A 25414-nucleotide genomic window follows, 5' to 3' on the forward strand; every position below is an offset into this window, starting at 1 on the left:
CTCGCTGTGGGCTCACTCCCACTCAATCGTCGCCGGCGGCTTGCTCGACACGTCATACGTCACGCGCGAAATGCCTTCGATCTCATTGATGATCCGCCCACTGACCGTTTCCAGCAGTTCATACGGCAGATGCGCCCAACGCGCGGTCATGAAGTCGATGGTCTCCACCGCACGCAGTGCAACAACCCAGGCATAACGACGGCCATCACCGACAACGCCCACCGATTTCACCGGCTGGAACACCACGAATGCCTGGCTCACTTTGTGATACCAGTCAGCCTTGCGCAGTTCTTCGATGAAGATGTGGTCGGCGCGACGCAGCAGGTCGGCGTATTCCTTTTTCACTTCACCGAGGATGCGCACGCCCAGGCCCGGGCCCGGGAAGGGGTGGCGGTAGACCATGTCGTACGGCAGGCCGAGTTCCAGGCCGAGGCGGCGGACTTCGTCCTTGAACAGTTCGCGCAGCGGCTCGACCAGCTTGAGGTTCATTTCCTCGGGCAGGCCACCGACGTTGTGGTGGGACTTGATCACGTGGGCCTTGCCGCTCTTGGCGCCGGCCGACTCGATCACGTCGGGGTAGATGGTGCCCTGGGCGAGGTACTTGATGTTGTCCAGGTGTTTGGCCTGGGCATCGAAGACGTCGATGAAGGTGCGGCCGATGATCTTGCGCTTCTTCTCCGGGTCGGACTCGCCGGCCAGGTTGTCGAGGAACTGGTCCTCGGCGTTGGCGCGAATCACTTTGACGCCCATGTTCTCGGCGAACATGGCCATCACTTGCTCGCCTTCGTGCAGGCGCAGCAGGCCGTTGTCGACGAACACGCAGGTCAGCTGATCGCCGATGGCCTTGTGCAGCAATGCGGCAACCACAGAGGAGTCGACGCCGCCGGAGAGACCGAGCAGCACGTTGTCGGTGCCGACCTGGGCGCGCACGCTGGCGATGGCGTCTTCAGCGATTTTCGACGGGGTCCACAGGGCTTCGCACTGGCAGATGTCGAGGATGAAACGCGACAGGATGCGCCCGCCCTGCTTGGTGTGGGTCACTTCCGGGTGGAACTGCACGCCATAGTAGCCGCGTTCGTCGTTGAACATGCCGGCAATCGGGCAGCTCGGGGTGCTGGCCAGGATGTGGAAGTCTTCCGGCAGTTTGGTGACCTTGTCACCGTGGCTCATCCACACGTCGAGGCCGAACAGGCCGTCGGCGTCGATGTGGTCTTCGATGCCGTCCAGCAGGCGGCTCTTGCCGACCACGTCGACGCGGGCATAACCGAATTCACGCAGCTCGGACCCTGCCACCTTGCCGCCCAGTTGCTCGGCCATGGTCTGCATGCCGTAGCAGATACCGAACACCGGCACGCCCAGGTCGAATACCGCTTGCGGACAGCGCGGGCTGTCGGCTTCGTGCACGGACTCGGGGCCACCGGCGAGGATGACGCCTTTGGGGGCGAAGGCGCGGATCGCGTCGTCATCCATGTCGAACGGGTGCAGTTCGCAGTACACGCCGATTTCACGCACGCGGCGGGCAATCAGCTGGGTGTACTGGGAACCGAAGTCGAGGATCAGGATGCGGTGGGCGTGAATGTCGAGGGCCATGAAGTCAGTCTCGTCTAATGAATCAGAAACAACTCGGGGCTGAAAGAACAGCCCCGGTTACTTAACGTTTTGCTGGAAGCCTCAACCTACGCGGTAGTTTGGCGCTTCCTTGGTGATCTGCACGTCGTGGACATGGGATTCAGCCATGCCGGCGCCGGTGATCCGCACGAACTCTGGCTTGGTGCGCATTTCTTCGATGTCGGCGCTGCCGGTGTAGCCCATCGAGGAACGCAGGCCGCCCATCAGTTGATGGATGATCGCGCTCAGGCTGCCCTTGTACGGCACACGGCCTTCGATGCCTTCCGGGACGAGTTTCTCGGCGCCCGCCGAGGAGTCCTGGAAGTAACGATCGGACGAGCCCTGTGCCTGGGACATGGCGCCCAGCGAACCCATGCCGCGGTAAGCCTTGTAGGAGCGACCCTGGAACAGTTCAACCTCGCCCGGCGCCTCTTCGGTACCGGCGAACATCGAGCCCATCATCACGCAGGACGCACCGGCAACGATGGCCTTGGACAGGTCACCGGAGAAGCGGATGCCGCCGTCGGCAATCAATGGAACGCCGGTGCCTTCAAGGGCTGCGGCGACGTTGGCGATGGCGCTGATCTGCGGCACGCCCACACCGGCGACGATGCGCGTGGTGCAGATCGAGCCAGGGCCGATACCGACCTTGACCGCGTCGGCGCCAGCTTCGGCCAGGGCCTTGGCGGCAGCGCCGGTGGCGATGTTGCCGCCAATCACCTGCACGTCGGGGAAGTTCTGTTTGACCCAGCGCACGCGGTCGATCACACCCTTGGAGTGACCGTGAGCCGTGTCGACCACCACCACGTCAACGCCGGCAGCCACGAGGGCCGAGACGCGGTCGCCGGTGTCTTTACCGGTACCGACCGCCGCGCCAACGCGCAGACGACCCTGGTCATCCTTGCTGGCCAGTGGGTAAGCCTTGGCTTTTTCGATGTCGTTGACAGTCATCATGCCTTTGAGGGCGAATTTGTCGTCGACGATCAGCACGCGCTCGATGCGGTGCTTGTGCAGCAGCTCACGCACATCGTTCTTGTCGGCGCCTTCCTTGACAGTGACGAGACGCTCTTTAGGCGTCATCACTTCACGGACGGTGACTTCAAGGCGATTCTCGAAACGCACGTCACGGGAAGTGACGATGCCGACCAGGTCGCCATCGTGCAGCACCGGAACGCCGGAGATGTTGTGCATGCGGGTGAGGTCGAACAGGTCACGCACGGTGGCGTCGGCTTCGATGGTGATCGGATCTTTCACCACACCGGCTTCGTAACGCTTGACCTTGCGCACTTCGGCAGCCTGCTGCTCGATGGTCATGTTCTTGTGGATGATGCCGATGCCGCCTTCCTGGGCCATGGCAATGGCCAGACGGGCTTCGGTGACGGTGTCCATGGCAGCGGAAACCAGGGGAATATTCAGCTCGATGCCACGGGTTAGGCGGGTCTTGAGACTGACTTCGTTAGGAAGCACCTCGGAATAACCGGGCACTAGGAGAATGTCGTCGAATGTCAGAGCTTCTTGGCTGATACGCAGCATCGCGGGGGCTCCCGAGCGGGAAAATGGAAGCGCGCCATTATACTCAGACACCCTTCAGGTCTCAATGTAAAACTCTGACATATTTGGGAATACGGATAGGAGGGGTTACAGCTCGACCTTCACCCAGGCGATCTTCTGGTCCAGCCAATCGGCGAACTCATCGATAAAGCTCTGCTTGAACCCCGCCTCCGCCCAGTTGTTGAAGATGAAACCCAGGTTGGAAAACCCGCATTCCTGCAGGAACAGAAACCCGTTGATGTCATCTTCATGCCCACACAGCGGGCAGGTGAAGTTGTCGGTGTGACCGGGCATCCAGTCCTCCAGGCTTTCGAACAGCGCCTCGCCGATTTCCTTGAGGCACTCCGGGCAACCGGCCTCCTCGAGAAAGCCCTTGGCCGGGGTATAGATGCAGCGCTTGTAAATGATCTCCAGCCCGTTCACCGGCTCGTTGAACGGCAGCGCTTCGGGGTGCAGCACCACGGCGCGGGCGCCGTCGGCCAGGCCGTAAGCCATGCGGTCGCCGGTACGGCCGCAGGTGGTGAGTTCTTCCTTGATGATGTTCTTGCGCACCAGCCAGCGCACGATCGCCCGTGCGCGGGGTTCGTGGACGGGCAAGGTGGAGATTTTCGGAACAAGGATGCTTTGGGAGTTCATTGGAGTCCTGCGGTGTGGCGGCTGGCGCCATCGGGAGCAAGCCCCTTCCACATATTGATCTGTGAACACGTTCAAATGTGGGAGCTGGCTTGCCTGCGATGGAGCCTTGAAGGCAGGCAGCTTAATCCCTGCCCCACGCAGGTCAAGTGCTCACATACCGTCCGATCAACGCAAGGCCGCTCGCCAGCACCAGCCACGTCACCACTTTCACGAACGCCTCGCGGGACAGGCGCCTGGTCAACCGGCGCCCGAACCATAGCCCCAACCCCATCGCCGGCAACAGGCACAGCGCCAACAATAGCAGCGGCAAATCCGCATACACCCCGGCCAGCAAAAACAGACTCAAGCGCACCAGCGTACTCGCGCTGATCAGCGCACTTTGCGTGGCCCGCGCCGGCTCCTTGGGCAACCGGCTGTTCAGGTAGATGGCATACAAAAAGCCGCCACTGCCGAACAACGCCCCGAACAGCCCACCGACGGTGCCCATGGGCACTGACCAGCCTGCCGCCAGTTGTGTCGGACGCGCCTTTACCAGGAGGCTGTAAATCGCGTAAGCGCTGATAAACAGCCCCATCAACAGCAGCAACACATCCGAATGCAGGTTGAGCAAAAACACTACACCGAGGGTGCAACCAATGGCCATGCACGGCAGCAGTCGCAGCAGTTCGGCCTTGCTCACCTCGCGCCGGGTTTGCAGCAGGCCGCCAAACGCGGCGACGAAATCCAGCAGCACCAATAGCGGAATGATCTTCGACAACGGCATGAAAAAAAGCAGAATTGGCCCCGCGATCAGCGCCGTGCCAAAGCCCGCGATGCCGAACACGACGTAGGCCAGCACCACACCCAGGCCAATGACCAGCCAGTCCATCCCGTTAAAAGACCACTGGTTCAACAGTTCGATTGCGGTCATGCAGGCTCCTTGCTCATCGGCGCCCCTCATCATAGTGCAGCCGCGCATGTGCACAAGGCCGTGGTGATTGCCCAGGGATTACCTATAAACTGCCGCCCATGATTAAAGACCCGTTTGCCCGCCTGGGCCTGGACCGCGAAGTCCTGACTGTCAGCCAACTCAACGGCCGCGCACGCGTGTTGCTGGAAGACGTGTTCACCAATATCTGGGTTGAGGGCGAGATCTCCAACCTCGCCCGCCCGGCCTCCGGCCATGTGTATTTCACTCTCAAGGACAGCGGCGCGCAGGTGCGTTGCGCGCTGTTTCGCAACAATGCCGCGCGGGTGCGCCAAGCGCTGAAAGATGGCCTGGCGGTGAAAGTGCGCGGCAAGGTCTCGCTGTTCGAGGGCCGTGGCGACTACCAGTTGATTCTCGACACGGTGGAGCCGGCCGGCGACGGCGCGTTGCGCCTGGCATTCGATGCGCTGAAGGAAAAGCTCAGCGCCGAAGGCCTGTTCAGTGCCGAGCGCAAAATGCCGCTGCCGTTGCACCCTCGGCGCATCGGCATTGTCAGCTCACCCACCGGCGCGGTGATTCGCGACATTATCAGCGTGTTCCGCCGCCGCGCGCCGAACATCGAACTGACGCTGATTCCCACCGCCGTACAAGGCCGCGAAGCCATCCCGCAGATTGTCCGTGCGCTCAAGCGTGCCGACGCGCGTGGGTTTGACGCGCTGATCCTGGCGCGCGGCGGTGGCTCGCTGGAAGACCTGTGGTGCTTCAACGAAGAAGCCGTGGCCCGCGCGGTGGACGCGTGCGTCACGCCTATCGTCAGCGCGGTCGGCCATGAAACCGATGTATCGATCTGCGACTTTGTCGCCGACGTGCGCGCCCCTACCCCGTCCGCAGCCGCCGAATTGCTCGCCCCCGACGCCAGCCACCTGGTGCGTCAGGTGGAGAACCTGCACCGCCGCCTGGTGATGCTGATGCGCAATCGCCTGCGCCACGACCGCCTGCGCCTGGAAGGCATGGCCCGGCGCCTGCGCCATCCCGGCGAACGTCTGCGTCAGCAGGCCCAGCGTCTGGACGACCTCGACATGCGCCTGCGCCGCGCCTTCGAGCGCAGCCTCAATACCCGCCGCGAGCGCCTGATTCGCCTGGAGACGCGCCTGGCCGGCCAGCACCCCGGCCGTCAGCTGGCCCTGCTGCGCCAACGCCTGGACAGCCTCGCCGAACGCCTGCCCCGCGCCATGCGCGAAGGCCTCAAGGCACGCCGTCTGCAACTGCAAAGCCAGGTGCAGACGCTGCAGGTGGTCAGCCCGTTGGCGACCCTGGGCCGCGGCTACAGCATCCTGCTGGACGAGCGCGGCCAGGCGATTCGCAACGCCGCGCAAACCCACACTGGCCAGCGCCTGACCGCGCGGCTCGGTGAAGGCCAATTGCAAGTGCGGGTGGAAGACAACCACCTCACCCCTGTCACCCTTTCGTTACTGGATTGATTGATGCCACGTCTCCTGAGCCTGCTGATGCTGTTGTGCCTCGCGTTCAACGCCCACGCCGACAGCTACATCACCCGCACCCTGAACAAACCGGTGCCCGGCGGGGTTGCAGTGGTCGACCTCGGCCCCGCGACCGCCGCGCCAAAAGCCAGCTACCAGGGCAAGCCGGTGCTGGTGGTGAAGGAACAGGACAACTGGCTGGCGATTGTCGGCATCCCGCTGACGGTGAAGCCAGGCAACGAGCGCATCAGCAGCGGCGGGCGCAGCCTGCCGTTCATCGTGGGTTACAAGAAGTACCCGGAACAGCGCATCACCCTGAAAAATAAAAGCCAGGTCAACCCCGAACCCGCGCAGCTCAAGCGCATCGAGGGTGAACTGGCCGTGCAGCTCAAGGCCTATCGCAGCTTCAGCCCCACGGTGCCAAGCAATCTGGTGCTGGACAAACCGGTGAACGGGCCGCTGTCCAGCCGGTTCGGCGTGCGTCGTTTCTTCAACGGTGAAGAGCGCAACCCCCATTCGGGCCTGGACTTCGCCGTGCCCGCCGGCACGCCGATCAAGACGCCGGCCAATGGCAAGGTGATTCTGGTGGGCAACTACTTCTTCAACGGCAACACCGTGTTCGTCGACCATGGCCAGGGCTTTATCAGCATGTTCTGCCATATGTCGAAGATCGACGTGAAGGTCGGCCAGCAACTGGTGCGCGGGGCCGTGGTAGGCAAGGTCGGAGCGACGGGCCGAGCGACCGGGCCGCACATGCACTGGAATGTCAGCCTCAACGATGCGCGGGTGGACCCGGCGATCTTTATCGGCGCCTTTGAGCCGTAGTCAGCCCACGAGACATCCGTTCAACAAGCCTGGTACTCCGTACTACGGAGTACCCAGCATGCTCTTACATTTACTGCGGAACCCGATACGCCGAAAGGTCACTTACCCAGCGAGTTACAGGGAACGTGACACACATCCTTTCAGGCTAGTTGGAGACGCGCTTCGTGCCTACATCCGTCAGTTCAAAACCTATCCAGTTACTTCACTCTGAGCCAGCCCCGGCTTTGTCGCTCGCTGATACACTTCCTGCCACCGAAAAAGAGACAGATCAGTCCCCCCAGGAGCCGAAGTCGCGGCAATTGAGAAAAGGACCAGATGCCCCAATAAAACCGACGATACTGTCATTAGAACCGGCGAGCTTATCCAACGAGCTCTCAAGACACTTCAAAGTCGGCCCCGTTAAGTTCCTCACCTCCGAGTACGACACTCTCAGCCTCAAGATGGCCAGGCTGCAACGAAAACAGCCTGTATTCAGGGATTTCGTAAACGCTCAGATTGAACAGGCATTTCCTCAGCTCAAACCCCTTGATCCAGACATGCTGTCGTTCGAGCGATCCAGACTGGGCGATGACGGCCGCACATCCGTTGCTGTGTCCAAAGAGCCGCTTCTGGACGCGCTGACACGGGCAATTCAGGAAATCCACGCCTACCCGGATAAACCGTTTACCGATGAGCCAGGCGTCACATCGCAATTCATGCTCAAGACGACGCCGACCGAAGCGGCCCGGCCCATCACCGCTGCGGACTCACTGCACACAATAGCCAGGCGTATTGCGACCCAATTTCCAGAAACCGTGAAAAATTTCTGGACCCAACCGAATCCAAAAGAAATCCTCAAAGACGCACCACAGGATCAGTTGCTGTCGTTACACAAGAAACAGCTGTCAACTCTGGCGGCATTGGGCGAACAGGATGGCTATCTGAGTTCGCAAGCCAAGCGGCTGGTGGATACCGTACTCCAGTACCCAACGCGCGAAGAACGCAACCAGGCGCTTGCGCCAGAATCGAGACCAGGCGTCTACCCGCTCGTGATCAATGACAACAGCGCCAGTGGTGCACGCTTGGCGGGGGCATGGCTGGTCACCAGCAAGGAAGGTTCTGCACCTGGGAACGACGATGGGCCTGTGGTGCTGTGCACGCCAAGTGAGGGCCTGGAACCCTTCGAGAACAGCGCTCAAGCGTTCCAGGCGCTGGCCCAACGATTGGATGCGCGGGGCACAGCTGCAACCCTGCTCGAAGAGGGTCTGCCTCTGTCGGCACAAAAGACTCACAGCCCTTTACAGGGCCAGGACCTGATTGCAAGTCTTGTCCCCATTGAGGGAGACGTGATTGCCGAAGGGTTTACCCAATTGCTGAAGCGCCAGGCCGATGAGGTTCAAGCGACCCTCATGCAGACCCTGTCCACGGAAAACCAGGTACTGCACCCCACGCCCCTGCAAGACGCAGATATAGGAGCGGCTATCGACGATGCAGCAGACTGGTCAACGCAGGTTGATGGCAACAACGCCATGCTCGCCCGTTACGAACGACTGGCCGACAAAAAACAGCCGCAGTGGCTGAAAAATCTCACGTCCAGCCAGATCAGGGGTTATCAGTATCTTGACCGTGTAGAGCAAAAGAGCGTCGAGAGGCTGGCGCCGATGCTCGAGAAAATTCCTACGTTGCATCAGTTCGCCAACCAGCAATTGAACCTGGCCCTGCAAAAAAAATACCCTGGGGCGAACATCGACGCCCAGAAGACAACAGTCGTGACTACGACGAAGTCGCGCGTTCATACACGTTTCAGGCACGGAGCGTACACCCCGGCCAACTACCAAACCAAAGTGTTATCGCTCACCGACCTGTCACTGAAAAACCCGACGGCATTTCCCGCAGGTGACAGCAACGAACACGTTCAGGACACCCTGCAATCCAAGCTTCTTGATGCCCAGGGCAAGCCGGTGCTGGACAGTGACGGCACACCCATCGTGCTGAAAACCGCAGAACTCCTGGCATTGGTGGAAGATGCCGATGTAGGGGGCAAATACCTCGATAGGCTCCAATCGCAATTGGCACCGGATGCCAGCACCGGTGAGCCGCACAAACTGCGTTCAGCATGGAAACACGCCCTGCGCAGCACCATGAACAAGCATGCCTATCTGGCAAAACTCAGCCCAACGGCCTATACGGCGTCAGAAACAGACAGCGCGGGCAAATCATTGGCCCCACAGTGGGTAAGGGCAGTGATTGATTATCCTGACCCGGCTACACGCCCCAAGGTCGACGGGAAAACCGTTATCGCCAACACGATGTCGTTCTATGGCGCTCCAATTCAGGGCGTCACAGTGCTCAGTGACCAAGAGCACTCATCTCGGGTCTTGTACAGTCCCGAGGCGCCTGACGGCATAGCATGGCGCGCACTGGCCAGCCAGCAAGAGCTGGAGACCTTGATGGCTAAACCGGAGTGGAAAGCCTACGCGCGCGCTCGCACTCACTCGACTCCCATGGAGTCGCTACAGAAAACGGTTAAAGACTATCGCGACAAAAACATCATCGGCACTCTGGAAAACGTCCAGAAAGCCCTTGAACCGAAAATCGCCTATCTCACCCCCATCGATGGGAATCTTCGAGATGCAATGTACCAACAGGTGTCGGATATCCTGCTCAAGAATGCCGATTTGAGTTCGATCAGCAACGCCGAGGTGGCCAAGGAGTCGCGTTATAACAAAATGATGTTTGGCATCGAACTGGCAGGTATCTTTCTGGACATAGTGCCGATCATTGGCAAAGGGGTATCAGTAGCTTCTCGGCTGGCAAGAGCAGGGTTGAAGATAATGCGGATGCCGGGAAACTCTCTTGGAAAAATGCTCGGCAAACCCGGTCACCTCTCCAGGGCATTCTCCGATTTCACCGTTGTCGCCACCGGCCAGCCCATTCCCACTGTTCCGATTTCACGTCCCGTGTTCAAGCCAACTGCACAGGCGCAAACCCTGGCGCCTGGCACTGGCACCCTGGCAGTGCCATCCGGCCGGGCTACGCGGATAATTCCTGCACCACCAAACGGCGCCGCTGCAAATCAAATTCAGTTGAACGTGCCCTCCACCTCCGCCGGCACGGGCACGCTATCCACAGCCAGCAAGATCAGACAGCCGCCGCGCCTGCCGGACTTCAGCCAGCACGCAGCGCCGCAGAGTGTGCTTGACGGCACAAAACGAGCGGATGGAACGTTTCAGGTCGGCGATGATTTCTACATTCCCTTCACCGACGGTACGGGCGTGGCGCGTGCCTATAAAATCAGTCCGATTTACAAGCTTGAAAGTGGTTCGGTAAGGGCTATCGATGCAAGCAGCGGAAAACAATTCGCCTCGCTGGTACGCACCGGCACCGGAGAATGGAGGCTCAATAAACTGAAAGGCGGAAAACCAGACCTTCCTTTGGACGACTATATGGACAGGGTATTGAAGGGTTCAGCCGCAGATGACTTCGTTGATTCGGCCGAAACAGGCAGGCTCAGGGAATGGTTCAGGCGTGACATGGGTGAATTCTATGATTCCTTTTCTATCAGGCCGCAGGCCCCGCGCCCGGCGATAGCGCCTGTCAGTGCTGACATAGCCCCAAGTGAGCTGATCAAAAGCACGCTTTCCCGCCCTGATGTCAACGGCTGGGTGATAGGGGAAAACCATGAACAATGGGCGAGCCTGGATTTTTTGATCAACAACATGGATCGATTCAAAGAATCAGGCGTTACCACGCTTTATCTGGAAGGCGGTTACTTTTTGGAACGCTCACCGACGCTCGCTGGCAACGCCTACACGGCAGATGACGCGAAATACCTGACTGCAGACTATCCGACTGATAGATACGGCGACAACAGACTGAGCCGGACCGATGTGCTGGAAGCAGCACATAAAAATGGCATCAAAGTCATCGGGTTGGAACATGCCGAACTGACAGTTCACATCAGTGATTTTCAGGGCTTCGAAAACAGCGAAAGTTTTTATATAGATCGTCTGGAAGAATTCAATTATTTCGCCACTAAAATTATCGAAAACACCCCAAAAGGGGAGAAATGGGTAGCGCTGGTCGGCAACTACCATATGAACAATTACGTTGAACCCTACACGGGCGCCGCCGTACCTGGTATCGCGGAGCTTACAGGAGGGCTGGGTGTTTCAATACGTGATGCCGCCAAAGGAGCTGCCAGCACCACCAGCGTACCTGCGCATGCCCACCATCTCACTGACGAGATGGAGTTCTGGAGAGGCGATGTGCAGATTGAACACAATATGGATAAGTACCTGAAGGCATAACGTATCGAGGGTTCGGGAAGGTGTGCCATGGTGCCCTTCCCTTCCCTCTAAAATTGCGACCGTACGATTTCTGACGCAAAAAAAGATCAATAAAATATAAAAAACGGCTTTAAAACATCATAAAAAATAAAATAAAGAGTAATTCCATCAATTTTCTTCACCGACTTGCCATCTTTCACCCCCGCGGTTAGGGTTGAGCACATGAAAACCTCTCACACCCTCATTCAGCTCCGCCAGCACCTCAGCTTGTGCCTTGTCAGCGCACGACTGCCAGGCTGAATCGATCTGCCTCGTCCAACGCTTTATCCCCAATAACAGTTTCACGGCAGGCCGCCTTTTCTCGGCCCCTCAACCAAGGATTTCCCGATGAGCATGCTCAAAGACCCGTCTTCGAAGTACCGCGCATTCCCGACCATCGATATCCCGGACCGCACCTGGCCGTCGAAGACCATCACCAGCGCGCCGATCTGGTGCAGTTCCGACCTGCGTGATGGCAACCAGTCGCTGATCGAGCCGATGGACGCCGCCAAGAAATTGCGCTTCTGGAAGACCCTGGTGGCCGTCGGCGTGAAGGAAATCGAGGCTTCGTTTCCGGCCGCTTCGCAAACCGACTTCGACTTCGTGCGTACGCTGATCGAGGACAACCACATCCCCGAGGACACCACCATCCAGGTGCTGACCCAGGGCCGTGAAGACTTGATCGCACGCACCTTTGAATCACTGCGCGGCGCCAAAAAAGCCATCGTGCACCTGTACAACGCCACCTCGCCCTCGTTTCGCCGTATCGTTTTCAACCAGGACAAGGACGGCATCAAGGCCATCGCAGTCAATGCGGCCAAGCTGTTTGTCAAATACGCCGCGCAGCAGCCGGAAACCCAGTGGACCTTCGAATACTCCCCGGAGACCTTCAGCGCCACCGAGCTGGAGTTTGCCAAGGAAGTCTGTGATGCCGTGATCGAGGTATGGAATCCGACGCCCGAACACAAGATGATTCTCAACCTGCCGGCCACCGTCGAATGCGCCACGCCGAACATCTATGCCGACCAGATCGAGTGGTTCGGTCGCCATATCAATCGCCGTGACAGCGTGATCATCAGCCTGCACACCCACAACGACCGTGGCACCGGCGTGGCCGCCACCGAGCTGGGCCTGATGGCCGGCGCCGACCGTGTCGAAGGTTGCCTGTTCGGTAACGGCGAACGCACCGGCAACGTCGACCTGGTGACCGTGGCCCTGAACATGTACACCCAGGGCCTCGACCCACAGCTGGATTTCTCCGACATCGACGGCGTGCGCAAGGTCGTCGAGGAATGCAATCAGATCCAGGTGCACCCACGCCATCCGTATGTGGGCGATCTGGTACACACCGCGTTCTCCGGCTCGCACCAGGACGCGATCCGCAAGGGTTTCACCCAGCAAAAAGACGATACCTTGTGGGAAGTGCCGTACCTGCCGATCGACCCGGCCGACATCGGCCGCAGCTACGAGGCGGTGATCCGCGTGAACAGCCAGTCGGGCAAGGGTGGCATCGCCTACCTGCTGGAGCAGGAATACGACATCAGCTTGCCGCGTCGCATGCAGATCGAGTTCAGCCAGGTAGTACAGGCCGAAACCGACCGTGTGGGCCTGGAGATGACCGCGCCGCAGATCTACGCATTGCTGCAACGTGAATACTTGCAGGCCAACACTCCGTACGCGCTGGTCAGCCATCGCCTGCAGGAAGAAAACGGCAACAGCTATGTCGAGGTGGAAGTCTCGGGCAAGGGCCAGGGCGAAACCAACCTGCACTGGAAAGGTAAAGGCAATGGCGCGCTGGAAGCTCTGGTGGCCGGCCTGCCGATTGGTGTGGAGATCATGGACTACAACGAACACGCAATTGGCGCCGGCACCCATGCCAAGGCAGCGGCTTACATTGAGCTGCGGGTGAACGGCGAGCGTCCGGTGCATGGGGTGGGGATTGATGAAAACATCACCACCGCCAGCTTCAAGGCGCTGTTCAGTGCACTGAACCGTTCGCTGAGTCAGCAGGCAGCGAAGGCGGCATAAGCAAGCAATCCAGAAGCGTTATTGACTGGGCCGGCCTCATCGGGAGCAAGCCCCCTCCCACATTTTGAATGTATTCACAGATCAAAATGTGGGAGGGGGCTTGCTCCCGATAGCGGTCTGTCAGACAAACCGAAAACCATCAGCATCCAGATTCGCCGGAAACCGCGTGCGATACGCCGCCAGCTCCGCGGCATCCAGGCACACCTGAAACACCCCGTCCGCCTCCCCCGCACTCAGCAAGGTCTCGCCCTGAAAGTCCAGCGCCTGACTGTCGCCGGTATAGCCAAAGCCTTTTCCATCCGTGCCCACCCGATTCACTGCCGCCACATAGCACAGGTTCTCGATGGCCCGCGCCGGTAACAGACGATTCCAGTGCTGACGTCGTGCGCCCGGCCAGTTGGCGGTGTACAGCAGCAGATCAGTGTCCTCGGCATCACGACTCCACACCGGAAAGCGCAGGTCGTAGCAAATCAACGGACGAATGCGCCAGCCCTTCCACTCAAACTGGACCTGCCGCTCGCCCGGCGTGTAGTGGTGGTGTTCGCCGGCCATGCGGAACAAATGGCGCTTGTCGTAGTGCAGCACCTCGCCATCGGGCCGCGCCCACAGCAGGCGGTTGCGATGGCTGCCGTCGGCGGCCCGGATGATCACGCTGCCGGTGATGACCGCAGCGTACTTTCTGGCCTGGGCCTGGAGCCAGCGGTGGGTCGGGCCGTTCTCCGGCTCAGCGAGGGTTTGCGATTCCATCGAGAAGCCGGTGGTGAACATTTCCGGCAATACAATCAGGTCGGCGCCCCTGGCCTGCTCCAGCAACAGCTCGAAATGGTCAAAGTTGGCCTGGCGGTCGTGCCAGGCCAGGCTGGTCTGGACCAGGGCAATCGTCAGGTTCGGCAGTGCATTCAAATCACGCATAGTTTTTCGGCTGCTTGCTGCAGCGTCTCCTCGCGTTTGGCAAAGCACAGACGCACCAGGCGCTGGCCTTGGGGTGGGTGCTGGTAGAACACCGAGATGGGAATGCTCGCCACGCCGTGTTCGCGGGTCATCCACAGGGACATGGCGACATCATCCAGATCCGGGCGAATCTGTGAGTAATCCACCAGTTGAAAGTAAGTACCGGCCACCGGCGTGAAACTCAAGCGCGACGGCGCCAGCAGGTTACAGAACAAGTCGCGCTTGGCCTGATAGAACGCCGGCAGTTCGTCGACGTGTTCCGGGTGAGCGGCCATGAAGTCAGCCAGCGCGAACTGCAAGGGGGTCACGCAGCAGAAATTGACGTACTGGTGCACCTTGCGCAACTCGACGGTAAGCGCGGGTGGCGCGACGACATAGCCGGTTTTCCAGCCGGTGACGTGGTAGGTCTTGCCGAAGGAGCTGACGACAAAGGCGCGCGGGTACAGCTCTGCGTGGGCCAGCACACTCACATGGGGCACCCCGTCGAACACCAGGTGCTCGTAGACCTCATCGCTGAGCAGGTAGATATCGCGATCGCGGATCAGGTCGGCCAATTGATCCAGCTCGGCGCGGCTGATCAATGCTCCGGTGGGATTGTGCGGCGTGTTGAGGACGATCATGCGCGTACGCGGTGACAGCGCCGCCTCGACCTTCTCGAAATCCAGCGCGAACCCATGCAGGCTTAACTGCACATGCACGCAACGGCCACCTGCCAGTTCTACCGAGGGCGCATAACTGTCGTAGCAGGGGTCGAAAATGATGACCTCATCGCCTTGGCGAACCACCGCCTGGATCGCGCAGAAAATCGCGGCGGTCGCCCCGGGCGTGATGGTCACTTCACTGTCGGGGTCGACCGATACGCCATAGCTACGGGCAATCTTCGTCGCCACTTGCTGGCGCAGGGCCGGCAGGCCGGTCATCGGTGAATATTGGTTATGCCCGCTGGCAACGTGTTGGCCCACCGCATCGAGTAACGCCTTCGGGCCGTTGAAGTCGGGGAAACCCTGGGACAGGTTGAGCGCGCCGGTTTCGGCAGCCAGTTGCGACATCGTGGTGAAAATGGTGGTGCCGACGTTCGGCAGCTTGCTGGTGATCATGGGAGCCCCCCTTCGGGTGAGCTGCAAGTTTTAAGCTGCAACTCGCAAGCAGGTCAAGCAAGCAAACCGTCAGGCACAAAAAAGGGCTCGTTCAGAGCCCTTTTGTGCATCGCGGTTTTAGCGGCAAGCAATCGTGCTTGCAACTCGAAGCTGTCGCTATTTCTTGTCGCGACGCTTCTTGTCGGCTTTCTTGTGGTGAGTCATCAAACGACGCTTCTTGTTCACCTGACGGTCCGTCAGTGTGTTCTTGTTGCCTTCGTATGGGTTCTCGCCACCCTTGAACTCGATGCGAATCGGCGTACCGACCAGCTTCAAGACACGGCGGTAGGTGTTTTCCAGGTAACGCACATAGGACTTGGGCACTTTCTCGATCTGGTTACCGTGGATCACGATAATCGGCGGGTTGGCACCACCCAAGTGGGCATAACGCAATTTGATCCGGCGGTTGTTGACCATCGGCGGCGCGTGCTCGCCTACCGCATCTTCCAGGATCTGGGTAAGGCGGTTGGTCGGCCAGCGGGTGACCGCGGACTTGAACGAGTTCTGCACGGACGCGTAGAGGTTGCCCACGCCGGTGCCATGCAGGGCCGAGATAAAGTGGATATCAGCAAACTCGACGAAGAACAGCCGACGCTGCAGCTCGATCTTGACGAAATCGCGCTCGCTGGGCGTCATGCCGTCCCACTTGTTGATCGCGATCACCAGTGCCCGACCGGCCTCCAGGGCAAAGCCCAGCAGGTTGAGGTCGTGGTCCACCACGCCTTCGCGGGCGTCCATCACAAAGATCACCACGTTGGCGTCCTTGATGGCCTGCAGGGTTTTCACCACGGAGAACTTTTCAACTTCCTCGTGGATCTTGCCGCGCTTGCGCACACCAGCGGTGTCGATCAGCGTGTACTTCTCCTCGTTACGCTCGAACGGGATGTAGATGCTGTCGCGGGTGGTGCCGGGCTGGTCATACACGATTACGCGGTCTTCACCGAGCATGCGGTTGACCAGGGTCGACTTGCCCACGTTGGGACGGCCGATGATGGCGATCTTGATACCGTCTTTTTCACTCGGGCCTGGAATGCGCTTGGCTTCCTCACCTTCGGCGACGATTTCTTCCTCGCCCTCTTCTTCCTCGGCGTCATCCTTGGGGAAGTCGCGCAGGGCGATTTCCAGCATCTGAGTGATGCCGCGACCGTGAGCGCCGGCGACCGGGATGGCGTCGCCCAGGCCCATCGGGCTGAACTCGGCACGGGCCGCCTCAGGATCGATGTTGTCGATCTTGTTGGCGATCAGATAGGACCGCTTGTTGCGCTTGCGCAGGTGCTCGCCAATCATCTGGTCGGCAGCGGTGTAGCCCGCGCGGGCGTCCACCAGGAACAACACGACATCGGCTTCTTCGATGGCCAGCAGCGACTGCTCGGCCATCTTTTCATCCATGCCATGCTCGTCACCGGAGATACCACCGGTGTCGACAATAATGTATGAGCGCCCTTGCCACTTTGCCTCACCGTATTGGCGATCACGGGTCAGACCGGACAAGTCGCCGACGATGGCGTCGCGAGTCCTGGTCAGGCGGTTGAACAAGGTGGACTTGCCGACGTTAGGTCGGCCCACCAGGGCGATTACGGGAACCATGCGGCTCTCCACTTCGTTATTTCAGAAAATACAAAAGCCGCTGCAAGGCAGCGGCTGGTGCTCGGGGCAGCATCGTCAGATGCCGCATGCCCCGCCGAAACGGGGCCGCCTGGGTGTTACCCCAAGCAGGGTTCTTACTTGATAGTCAGGGCTTCCAGCTTGCCGCTGTTGCCAAACACATAAAGCATGTTACCCACGACCAGCGGACGCGCACGCAGGCCGTCGCTGTCAATACGCTCACGACCCACGAAGCGACCATCCACCTGGCTCAGCAGGTGCAGGTAGCCTTCGAAATCGCCTACCGCCACGTAGCTGGAGAACACTTCCGGTGCCGACAGTTGACGGCGGGCCAGGGAATCGTTGCTCCACAGTGCAGTGGTGGAACGCTCGTCAACACTTTCAACGGTGCCGGACGCCAGGCTTACGTAGACGCTGCCAAACCCTTGGGCGACACCCGCGTAGCTGGAAGCATCACGCTGCCAGTTGACGCGGCCGCTCTGCAGGTCCAGCGCGGCCACTCGGCCCTGGTAAGTGGCGACGTAGAGGGTCTCGCCTGACAGCAACAAGCCACCGTCGATGTCCACCACGCGATCCAGCTCGGAACGACCTTGCGGGATGGCCACCCGGGTTTCCCAGGCCGGCACGCCGTTCTGGGTATTCAGGGCGACCACTTTACCGGTCGACAGGCCTGCGACGGCCAAATTGTTGGTCACAATCGGACCACTGGTGCCGCGCAGGGTCAGTACCGCCGGCGTGCTGTCGTACAACCAGCGCTGCTCGCCAGTGCTGGCGTCCAGGCCGATCACTCGATCATCCTGGGTCTGCACCACGACGATATCGCCGTTGGTGGCAGGCGGTGCGAGGACTTCGCTGGTCACGCGAGCGCGCCATTTCTCTTCACCGGTACTGGAATCCAGCGCCACGACTTCGCCCTTGAGCGTGCCGAGCATGACCATGCCGTATCCCACGCCAACGGCGCCAGACACTGGCAACTCGAGGTCTTTTTTCCACTTCACGTCGCCGGTCATGCGATCCATGGACACGACCACGCCGGTCACGTCAGCGGCCACAATGTTTTCGCCGTCGATTGCCGGCACCAACATGTTGTAGGTGTCGCCCTGGCCGTCACCGATGGAACGGCTCCACTGCTTTTGCAAAACCACTTCTTCCTTGAAGGTGGTCAGCTCGGCCGGTGGCAGTTCTTTTTTACTGTTGCTGCTGCAACCCGCGGCCAGAACGGCCAGAGCCAGCAATGCTGCATGTTTCCAACGGATCACGTCACGCATCCCCTTTGGCCAAGTCGTCGAGCTTGATTTGTAAGCCACCGACCGCCGCTTCATCAGACAGCGCAGCCTTGGCCTTCTTGTACGCAGCATTGGCTTCGTCGGTACGACCCAATTGGACCAGGAGGTCGCCCTTGAGCTCTTCGCGAGTGGCTACAAATGCCTTGTCCGCATCGCCGTCGAGCAGTTTGAGTGCTTCGTCGGCCTTGTTCTGTGCAGCCAGTACCTGAGCCAGGCGCTGACGGGCGATTTCACCCAGGGTCGGGTTGGTCGGTTTGTCGGCGATGGCCTTCAGTTCAACGGCGGCATCGTCCAGCTTGCCGGTATCGACCGCCACCTTGGCGACGAACAGGCTACCGTATTGAGCGTAGGTGCTGCCGCCAAATTCGCTTTTCAGCTTGCCGGCCAGGTCTGCAACCTGGGCTGGGTCGGGCTTGCCGTCCGGCGTGAGCGTGGTTTCCAGCAACTGCTGATACAGCACCGAGGCGCCCTGGGACTGGTTGGCCTGATATTTGTGCCAGGCCTGCCAGCCGAACACCACCACCAAAGCGAGCAGACCGCCAGTCACCAGAGGCTTGCCGTTACGCTGCCACCAGTCCTTGAACTCGGTCAGTTGATCATCATCAATACTCGACACCCCAATACTCCTTAAATCGCTAAATTCGGCTGTTCGACAGCTTCAACCCTGCACAACGCAGGTGGCCAGGTGCGCGGCGAGCGCATCAAAGGCAATGTTCTGTTGCTCGCCCTGGCCACGCAGGGGTTTGAAACCTATCACTTGCTGGGCCAGTTCGTCATCGCCGAGGATCAGCGCATACAGCGCACCGCTCTTGTCAGCCTTCTTGAACTGGCTCTTGAAGCTGCCGGCGCCGGCATTGATCTGCAGGCGCAGGTTTGGCAGTTGGTCACGCACCTGTTCGCTCAAGGCCAGGGCGGCCAGTTCGGCGGCCTCGCCAAAGGCGCACAGGTAGACGTCCACTTGCCGGGCGATTTCTTCCGGGATCTGCTCCAGGGTTTCCAGCAGCAGGATCAACCGCTCGATGCCCATGGCGAAGCCTACGCCAGTGGTGGGCTTGCCGCCCATCTGTTCGACCAGCCCGTCGTAACGACCACCCGCACACACGGTGCCCTGGGCACCAAGCTTGTCGGTAACCCACTCGAACACCGTCTTGCTGTAGTAATCGAGGCCGCGAACCAGTTTCGGGTTGATGACGTAGGGAATGCCGGCGGCGTCCAGACGCGCCCTAAGGCCGTCAAAGTGCACACGGGACTCGTCGTCCAGGTAGTCAGCCATCTTCGGCGCGTCTACCAGCACGGCCTGGGTGTCGGCGTTCTTGGTATCAAGCACGCGCAATGGGTTGGTTTTCAGACGGCGCTGGCTGTCTTCATCCAGTTTATCCAGGTGGGCGGACAGGTACTCGACCAGGGCTTCGCGGTAGCGGCCCCGGGATTCGCTGGTGCCCAAGCTGTTGAGTTCAAGCTTGACCGCGTCACGGATGCCCAACTGTCCCCATAGACGCCAGGTCATCACGATCAGCTCGGCATCGATGTCCGGGCCGTCGAGGTTGAACACTTCGAGGCCAATCTGGTGGAACTGGCGATAACGGCCTTTCTGCGGACGCTCATGGCGGAACATCGGGCCGATGTACCACAACTTCTGCGGCTGACCGCCACCGGTGAGGCCGTGCTCGAGTACCGCGCGCACGCATGCGGCAGTGCCTTCCGGACGCAGGGTCAGGGAGTCGCCGTTGCGATCTTCGAAGGTGTACATCTCTTTTTCGACGATGTCGGTCACTTCACCGATGGAGCGCTTGAACAGCTCGGTGAACTCGACAATCGGCATGCGGATCTGTTTGTAGCCGTAGTTATCCAGCAGGCGCGCGACCGTGCTTTCGAAGTAGCGCCACAATGGCGTCTGCTCCGGCAGGATGTCGTTCATGCCACGAATGGCTTGCAGAGACTTGCTCACATCAAATCCTTAAATTCGTTCAATCAGCCGCGAGCGATCAGCGCTGCGTCAGCGGCGACCTTTTCGGCCGCTCTCTCGCGGATCAGCTTTTCCAACTGGTCCACCAGATTGTCATTCGTCAATTTCTGCGACGGCTTGCCGTCGATGTAAATCAGGTTCGGCGTGCCACCGGTGAGGCCGACATGCGCCTCCTTGGCCTCGCCCGGCCCGTTGACCACGCAACCGATCACCGCAACATCGAGCGGCACCAGCAAGTCCTCGAGACGCAACTCCAGGTCGTTCATGGTTTTCACCACGTCGAAGTTCTGCCGCGAGCAGCTCGGGCAGGCAATGAAGTTGATGCCACGGGAACGCAAACGCAGGGACTTGAGAATGTCGTAACCGACCTTCACTTCCTCTACGGGGTCTGCCGCCAGGGAGATTCGGATAGTGTCGCCGATCCCTTCGGCGAGCAGCATACCGAGACCCACCGCAGATTTCACTGTGCCTGAACGCAGACCGCCCGCTTCCGTGATACCCAGGTGCAGCGGCTGTACGATTTCCCTGGCCAGCAGGCGGTAGGCTTCTACCGCCATGAACACGTCGGAAGCCTTTACGCTGACCTTGAAGTCCTGGAAATTCAGGCGTTCGAGGTGTTCAACGTGGCGCAGCGCCGACTCAACCAGCGCCGCCGGGGTAGGCTCGCCGTATTTCTTTTGCAGATCTTTTTCCAGGGAGCCGGCGTTGACGCCGATGCGGATCGGAATGCCGCGATCACGGGCAGCATCGACCACGGCGCGCACGCGGTCTTCACGCCCGATGTTGCCCGGGTTGATACGCAGGCAGTCCACACCGAGTTCGGCCACGCGCAGCGCGATCTTGTAGTCGAAGTGAATGTCGGCAACCAGCGGCACCTTGACCAGTTGCTTGATGCGGCCGAAAGCTTCGGCAGCGTCCATGTCCGGCACGGATACGCGCACGATGTCGACGCCAGCTGCTTCCAGACGGTTGATCTGGGCCACGGTGGCGGCCACATCATTGGTGTCGCTGTTGGTCATGCTTTGTACAGCAATGGGAGCATCGCCGCCCACGGGTACGGAGCCGACCCAGATCTTGCGCGATACGCGACGTTTGATTGGAGATTCGCCGTGCATGACTATTGTCCCAACTTGAGGCGAGCGGTCTCGCCACTGGTGAACGGCGCCACGTCCACAGGCTGGCCGTTGTAGACCACTTGCGCGCCACGGGCATAGCCCAGACGCAGCGTCAGAGGAGGCTTGCCGCCCTGGTCAAGCGTGTCGCCCTTGCGCTTGAGGCCGCTGAACAGCACTTTGCCATTGCCATCGGTGACTTGCGTCCAGCAGTCGGCGATGAAGGTAACTTGTACGCGCCCGTCACCGGCGATCAAGGCGGGGGCTGTAGGTGCCGAAACCGCCGGAGCGGCCGGCGTAACAGGAGCGGTGGTCGCCGGTGCCTGGACGGGAGCGGCCGGCGCATGAGCCTGGGCCACAGGCGCAGCAGGAGTGGTCGGCGCTGGCACTGAAGCGGTTGCGGCCGGAGCGGTTTCCGGCGCTGGCTGCTCGGTGGAAGGCGGCGTCTCAGGCGCGGCCTGGCTTTGCACAACGGCCTGGTCTTCCGGCTCATCCAGCGGATGAATCTGGGTGGTGCCGTCGGCGCTTTCGACTTCGACGTGCTCCATGGCGTTGCTGGTCATGTCCTTGGTGCGCTGGGCTGCCTGGTCCTGCCACCAGACAAAACCACCGCCAATCACCGCGATCAGCAGCAGCAGGCTGACGATCCGCAAAATTGTGTGGGAGACCCGAGTGGGCTCTTCGATACGGCCCAGGCCATGGACATTGCTGCCCTGGGAGTCGGTGCCGGTGAACTGATCGAACTGCTGAACCAGCACGGTTTGATCGATGCCGAGCAACTTGGCATAAGCACGGATATAACCACGGGCAAAGGTGTGCCCCGGCAGCTTGTCAAACGCGCCGGCCTCGAGGTTGCCCAGCGACGTGGCCGTCAAGTTGAGCTTGAGGGCCACTTCCGCCAGCGACCAACCATTGCTTTCGCGGGCCTGACGCAAGGTGTCGCCTGGGTTTACGCGATTAGCTGCTACAACTTCCGGGTGCGCCGCTTTCATCATTGCTCCGACAGGTATTGCTGATATTCCGGCGTACCGGGATAGAGTCGTTCGAGTTGCTGGCCAAAACGTGCGGCCGTGTCGCGTTCTTCATGAACCGTCGCCAGGCGCACACCGAGCAATAGACTACGTGCATTTTGCCCGCTGAGCAGGCTAAAACGCTCGTAATAGTCACGTGCCGGCACATAATGCCTGTCTTCGTAGGACAACTCAGCCATTTCGAGCAAGGCGCGAGGCTGGTGACCGTTCAGGTGCAGGGCTTTTTCCAGCTGCTGACGCGCTAAATCCCGCTGGCCGAGGCGCATCGACGTCACCCCAAGGTTTTCGAATACCCGCGAACGCTCGGGATACAACGTATCGGTGCTGGCCTGCTGGAAATAACGGGCGGCCTGCGCATAGCGTTTCTGCTCGAACAGGAAGCTGCCGTAGTTGTTTAGCAGCCGAGAATCGGCAGGCCGCGCGGACAGCGCCTTGGTGAAATACCGGTCGGCCAGTTCAGGCTCGGCCTGGGCCTTGAACACTAATGCCAGCGCTGCATTGGCGTCGGCGGCGTCGCCGTCCAGCTCGAGCGCCTTTTTCAACGGCACCTTGGCCTGCTCGCTCATGCCTTGCTGCAGGTAACCCAGGCCCAACTGCACATACGCCACTCGCGCCTCGTCACGGCCTTTGTCGGTTTGCAAAGGGCTGTCATGGCCCGATGAAACACAACCGGCCGCAAGACCGGTAACCAGTAACAGCAGCGCAAGGCGCAAGGGCATAGAGATCCTCTCTCAGATTCGATTCACAGCGATTTGCGGCAGATCGTCGGCGGCATTCAATTCACGCACGGCGATATAACGTTCGCTGCGGCGGGTGCGGTCCATCACCTGCCCTACCAATTGGCCACAGGCGGCATCGATGTCTTCGCCGCGCGTGGTGCGCACGGTGACGTTGTAGCCGGCCTGGTGCAGTTGATCCTGGAAACGGCGGATGGCATTGTTGCTCGGCCGCTCGTAGCCAGAATGTGGAAACGGGTTGAACGGGATCAGGTTGATCTTGCACGGTGTGTTCTTGAGCAACTCGATCATCTCGACAGCGTGTTCGACCTTGTCGTTGATGTCCTTGAGCATGGTGTACTCAATGGTCAGCACGCGCTTCTCGCCCAGGGTCGCCATGTAACGCTGGCAAGATTCGAGCAGCATCTTAAGCGGATACTTCTTGTTGATCGGCACCAATTGGTTACGCAATGCGTCATTGGGTGCGTGCAGCGACAACGCCAGGGAGACGTCGATATGCTTGGCCAGCTCATCGATCATCGGTACCACGCCGGAGGTCGACAGGGTCACACGGCGCTTGGAGATGCCGTAGCCCAGGTCGTCCATCATCAGGTGCATGGCCGCAATCACATTGTCGAAGTTCAGCAGCGGCTCACCCATGCCCATCATCACCACGTTGGTGATGGCACGGTCGACGGTTGCCGGGACGCTGCCAAAGGATTTGTTGGCAATCCACACCTGGCCGATGACTTCGGCGGCGGTGAGGTTGCTGTTGAAGCCTTGCTTGCCGGTGGAGCAGAAACTGCAGTCCAAGGCACAGCCTGCCTGGGACGAAACGCACAAGGTGCCGCGTTTGCCCTGGGGGATGTAAACGGTCTCGACGCAGCTGCCGGACGCCACGCGCACCACCCACTTGCGGGTGCCGTCGCTGGAGATGTCCTCGCTGACCACTTCCGGACCACGAACCTCGGCAATGGCCTTGAGCTTGTCGCGCAGGGCCTTGCTAACGTTCGTCATGGCGTCGAAATCATCGACGCCAAAGTGGTGAATCCATTTCATTACCTGACCGGCACGGAAGCGCTTCTCCCCGATTGAGTCGAAGAATTTCTCCATTTCCGGCTGAGTCAGACCCAGCAGGTTGGTTTTAACAGTCGATGTCGTCATGGATTCACCCTCACTCTTTAAGCCGATGCTTAGCGAGCGGTTACTTCAGTAGCAGCGAAAAAGTACGAAATTTCGCGGGCAGCGGCAGCTTCGGAGTCCGAACCGTGTACGGCGTTGGCGTCGATGGACTCAGCGAAATCAGCACGAATGGTGCCGGCAGCAGCTTCTTTAGGGTTGGTAGCGCCCATCAGCTCGCGGTTCAGAGCGATGGCGTTTTCGCCTTCCAGAACCTGAACAACAACAGGACCGGAGATCATGAAGGCAACCAGGTCGCCGAAGAAACCACGGGCGCTATGTTCAGCGTAGAAGCCTTCAGCTTCAGCCTTGGACAGTTGCTTGAGTTTCGAAGCTACAACCTTCAGGCCGGCTTTTTCGAAACGAGTGGTGATCTCGCCGATGACGTTTTTTGCAACAGCGTCAGGCTTGATGATGGAGAAAGTACGTTGAACAGCCATGGTGTAACTCCAGAAACGGTAATTTACGAAAAATTAAACCCGCGAATTATACGCGGGTTATCAGGTATTGCCTAACTGCGTAAAAGGCGACTCAGTCTGCTTCTTCGATCCACAGGCCTTGAATCGCCTCGAGAACCTTTTCGCCACCCCGGTCCGGGATGTCGTCAAAATCCGGCAGTTCCATTACGAGGTTGCGCAGCTTGACGAAGTTCACCGCAAGAGGATTGACCTCTGGATGGGCCTCAGCAAGCTGTATAGCGATTTCTTGTACATCAACCCATTTCAGGCTCATGACATTTCCTTGAATCAATGCGGCGCTTCGGCTGCATGGTTGAGGGAATATTTCGGAATTTCGACAGTGATGTCCTCAGTCCCGACCTTGGCCTGGCAGCTGAGGCGCGAATGCGCTTCCAGGCCCCAGGCGCGGTCGAGGAAATCCTCTTCCAGCTCGTCTGCTTCTTCCAGCGAGTTGAACCCTTCGCGGATGATGCAGTGACAGGTCGTGCAGGCGCAGACACCGCCACAGGCGCTTTCGATCTCGATGTGGTTGTCATGGGCAACCTCGAGGATGGACTTGCCGGTCTCAGCCTCAACAACCATACCGTCCGGGCAATGCTCGGCGTGTGGCAGAAAAATGACCTGCGGCATT

At 59.8% G+C, this 25414-nt stretch carries 20 protein-coding genes and 1 pseudogene; 4 read left to right on the top strand and 17 right to left on the bottom strand.

Annotated elements, in window-relative coordinates:
- Window positions 1-12: 12 nt before the first annotated feature.
- The 4 genes from guaA to H045_RS16050 form a co-directional block, all read right to left on the bottom strand.
- Complete coding sequence (gene guaA, locus H045_RS16035) at window positions 13-1590, bottom strand: glutamine-hydrolyzing GMP synthase (protein WP_003238499.1); 1578 nt, start codon at window positions 1588-1590, stop codon at window positions 13-15.
- A gap of 81 nt (window positions 1591-1671) precedes the next feature.
- Window positions 1672-3141: an IMP dehydrogenase gene (gene guaB / locus H045_RS16040; protein ID WP_003238496.1), complete on the bottom strand. Its 1470-nt coding sequence runs from the start codon at window positions 3139-3141 to the stop codon at window positions 1672-1674.
- Between the two features lie 105 nt (window positions 3142-3246).
- Window positions 3247-3795: a hypothetical protein gene (locus H045_RS16045; protein ID WP_003238495.1), complete on the bottom strand. Its 549-nt coding sequence runs from the start codon at window positions 3793-3795 to the stop codon at window positions 3247-3249.
- Between the two features lie 142 nt (window positions 3796-3937).
- Window positions 3938-4705 carry a sulfite exporter TauE/SafE family protein gene (locus tag H045_RS16050; protein ID WP_015372905.1) on the bottom strand — a complete coding sequence of 256 codons (768 nt, stop codon included), beginning with the start codon at window positions 4703-4705 and terminating at the stop codon, window positions 3938-3940.
- Between the two features lie 98 nt (window positions 4706-4803).
- Between H045_RS16050 and xseA the strand changes: the two genes are divergently transcribed.
- The 4 genes from xseA (at window position 4804) to leuA (ending at window position 13343) form a co-directional block, all read left to right on the top strand.
- Window positions 4804-6183 (top strand): exodeoxyribonuclease VII large subunit, encoded by a 1380-nt coding sequence (gene xseA, locus H045_RS16055; RefSeq protein ID WP_015372906.1) that lies wholly within the window; start codon window positions 4804-4806, stop codon window positions 6181-6183.
- Window positions 6184-6186: 3 nt separating this feature from the next.
- Window positions 6187-7008 carry a M23 family metallopeptidase gene (locus tag H045_RS16060; protein ID WP_003238489.1) on the top strand — a complete coding sequence of 274 codons (822 nt, stop codon included), beginning with the start codon at window positions 6187-6189 and terminating at the stop codon, window positions 7006-7008.
- A 164-nt stretch (window positions 7009-7172) separates the two neighbouring features.
- Window positions 7173-11297 (top strand): membrane-targeted effector domain-containing toxin, encoded by a 4125-nt coding sequence (locus tag H045_RS16065; protein ID WP_236277549.1) that lies wholly within the window; start codon window positions 7173-7175, stop codon window positions 11295-11297.
- A 366-nt stretch (window positions 11298-11663) separates the two neighbouring features.
- Window positions 11664-13343 (top strand): 2-isopropylmalate synthase, encoded by a 1680-nt coding sequence (gene leuA / locus H045_RS16070; protein ID WP_015372908.1) that lies wholly within the window; start codon window positions 11664-11666, stop codon window positions 13341-13343.
- Window positions 13344-13463: 120 nt separating this feature from the next.
- Here the strand turns inward: leuA and H045_RS16075 are convergent, their stop codons facing one another.
- The 13 genes and pseudogenes from H045_RS16075 to fdx form a co-directional block, all read right to left on the bottom strand.
- Window positions 13464-14255 carry an amidohydrolase gene (locus tag H045_RS16075; protein WP_015372909.1) on the bottom strand — a complete coding sequence of 264 codons (792 nt, stop codon included), beginning with the start codon at window positions 14253-14255 and terminating at the stop codon, window positions 13464-13466.
- Entirely contained in the window at window positions 14243-15391 is a 1149-nt protein-coding gene (locus tag H045_RS16080) for a pyridoxal phosphate-dependent aminotransferase (protein WP_015372910.1), read from the bottom strand. Before H045_RS16080 ends, H045_RS16075 begins: the two co-directional genes overlap by 13 nt.
- A 156-nt stretch (window positions 15392-15547) precedes the next feature.
- Window positions 15548-17017: a ribosome biogenesis GTPase Der gene (gene der / locus H045_RS16085; protein ID WP_003238479.1), complete on the bottom strand. Its 1470-nt coding sequence runs from the start codon at window positions 17015-17017 to the stop codon at window positions 15548-15550.
- A 134-nt stretch (window positions 17018-17151) separates the two neighbouring features.
- Complete coding sequence (gene bamB / locus H045_RS16090; protein ID WP_032871575.1) at window positions 17152-18303, bottom strand: outer membrane protein assembly factor BamB; 1152 nt, start codon at window positions 18301-18303, stop codon at window positions 17152-17154.
- Window positions 18296-18937 (bottom strand): YfgM family protein, encoded by a 642-nt coding sequence (locus H045_RS16095; RefSeq protein WP_003238475.1) that lies wholly within the window; start codon window positions 18935-18937, stop codon window positions 18296-18298. Before H045_RS16095 ends, bamB begins: the two co-directional genes overlap by 8 nt.
- A 42-nt stretch (window positions 18938-18979) precedes the next feature.
- Complete coding sequence (gene hisS, locus H045_RS16100) at window positions 18980-20269, bottom strand: histidine--tRNA ligase (RefSeq protein ID WP_003238473.1); 1290 nt, start codon at window positions 20267-20269, stop codon at window positions 18980-18982.
- Window positions 20270-20292: 23 nt separating this feature from the next.
- Complete coding sequence (ispG, locus tag H045_RS16105) at window positions 20293-21402, bottom strand: flavodoxin-dependent (E)-4-hydroxy-3-methylbut-2-enyl-diphosphate synthase (protein WP_003238471.1); 1110 nt, start codon at window positions 21400-21402, stop codon at window positions 20293-20295.
- Between the two features lie 2 nt (window positions 21403-21404).
- A complete protein-coding gene (locus H045_RS16110; protein ID WP_015372911.1) occupies window positions 21405-22391 on the bottom strand; it encodes a RodZ domain-containing protein in 987 nt (328 codons plus the stop codon).
- Window positions 22391-23149 carry a type IV pilus biogenesis/stability protein PilW gene (pilW, locus tag H045_RS16115; protein ID WP_015372912.1) on the bottom strand — a complete coding sequence of 253 codons (759 nt, stop codon included), beginning with the start codon at window positions 23147-23149 and terminating at the stop codon, window positions 22391-22393. Before pilW ends, H045_RS16110 begins: the two co-directional genes overlap by 1 nt.
- 25 nt (window positions 23150-23174) lie before the next feature.
- Window positions 23175-24310: pseudogene (gene rlmN / locus H045_RS16120) on the bottom strand (dual-specificity RNA methyltransferase RlmN); the annotation flags it as partial.
- 29 nt (window positions 24311-24339) lie between these two features.
- Window positions 24340-24765: a nucleoside-diphosphate kinase gene (gene ndk, locus H045_RS16125; RefSeq protein WP_003175956.1), complete on the bottom strand. Its 426-nt coding sequence runs from the start codon at window positions 24763-24765 to the stop codon at window positions 24340-24342.
- Window positions 24766-24856: 91 nt separating this feature from the next.
- Complete coding sequence (iscX, locus tag H045_RS16130) at window positions 24857-25057, bottom strand: Fe-S cluster assembly protein IscX (protein WP_015372913.1); 201 nt, start codon at window positions 25055-25057, stop codon at window positions 24857-24859.
- Between the two features lie 14 nt (window positions 25058-25071).
- Window positions 25072-25413, bottom strand: coding sequence for an ISC system 2Fe-2S type ferredoxin (gene fdx, locus H045_RS16135; RefSeq protein WP_015372914.1), 342 nt, complete (start codon window positions 25411-25413; stop codon window positions 25072-25074).
- Window position 25414: the final 1 nt, after the last annotated feature.

The sequence above is a fragment of the Pseudomonas poae RE*1-1-14 genome, from assembly GCF_000336465.1.
Taxonomy (GTDB): Bacteria; Pseudomonadota; Gammaproteobacteria; order Pseudomonadales; family Pseudomonadaceae; genus Aquipseudomonas; species Aquipseudomonas poae.

What these genes read in the sequence shown, in the direction of transcription:
- guaA (WP_003238499.1), bottom strand. Translation starts at nt 1,590, where the DNA reads ATGGCCCTCGACATTCACGCCCACCGCATCCTGATCCTCGACTTCGGT.
- guaB (WP_003238496.1), bottom strand. Translation starts at nt 3,141, where the DNA reads ATGCTGCGTATCAGCCAAGAAGCTCTGACATTCGACGACATTCTCCTA.
- H045_RS16045 (WP_003238495.1), bottom strand. Translation starts at nt 3,795, where the DNA reads ATGAACTCCCAAAGCATCCTTGTTCCGAAAATCTCCACCTTGCCCGTC.
- H045_RS16050 (WP_015372905.1), bottom strand. Translation starts at nt 4,705, where the DNA reads ATGACCGCAATCGAACTGTTGAACCAGTGGTCTTTTAACGGGATGGAC.
- xseA (WP_015372906.1), top strand. Translation starts at nt 4,804, where the DNA reads ATGATTAAAGACCCGTTTGCCCGCCTGGGCCTGGACCGCGAAGTCCTG.
- H045_RS16060 (WP_003238489.1), top strand. Translation starts at nt 6,187, where the DNA reads ATGCCACGTCTCCTGAGCCTGCTGATGCTGTTGTGCCTCGCGTTCAAC.
- leuA (WP_015372908.1), top strand. Translation starts at nt 11,664, where the DNA reads ATGAGCATGCTCAAAGACCCGTCTTCGAAGTACCGCGCATTCCCGACC.
- H045_RS16075 (WP_015372909.1), bottom strand. Translation starts at nt 14,255, where the DNA reads ATGCGTGATTTGAATGCACTGCCGAACCTGACGATTGCCCTGGTCCAG.
- H045_RS16080 (WP_015372910.1), bottom strand. Translation starts at nt 15,391, where the DNA reads ATGATCACCAGCAAGCTGCCGAACGTCGGCACCACCATTTTCACCACG.
- der (WP_003238479.1), bottom strand. Translation starts at nt 17,017, where the DNA reads ATGGTTCCCGTAATCGCCCTGGTGGGCCGACCTAACGTCGGCAAGTCC.
- bamB (WP_032871575.1), bottom strand. Translation starts at nt 18,303, where the DNA reads ATGCGTGACGTGATCCGTTGGAAACATGCAGCATTGCTGGCTCTGGCC.
- ispG (WP_003238471.1), bottom strand. Translation starts at nt 21,402, where the DNA reads ATGCACGGCGAATCTCCAATCAAACGTCGCGTATCGCGCAAGATCTGG.
- H045_RS16110 (WP_015372911.1), bottom strand. Translation starts at nt 22,391, where the DNA reads ATGAAAGCGGCGCACCCGGAAGTTGTAGCAGCTAATCGCGTAAACCCA.
- pilW (WP_015372912.1), bottom strand. Translation starts at nt 23,149, where the DNA reads ATGCCCTTGCGCCTTGCGCTGCTGTTACTGGTTACCGGTCTTGCGGCC.
- ndk (WP_003175956.1), bottom strand. Translation starts at nt 24,765, where the DNA reads ATGGCTGTTCAACGTACTTTCTCCATCATCAAGCCTGACGCTGTTGCA.
- iscX (WP_015372913.1), bottom strand. Translation starts at nt 25,057, where the DNA reads ATGAGCCTGAAATGGGTTGATGTACAAGAAATCGCTATACAGCTTGCT.
- fdx (WP_015372914.1), bottom strand. Translation starts at nt 25,413, where the DNA reads ATGCCGCAGGTCATTTTTCTGCCACACGCCGAGCATTGCCCGGACGGT.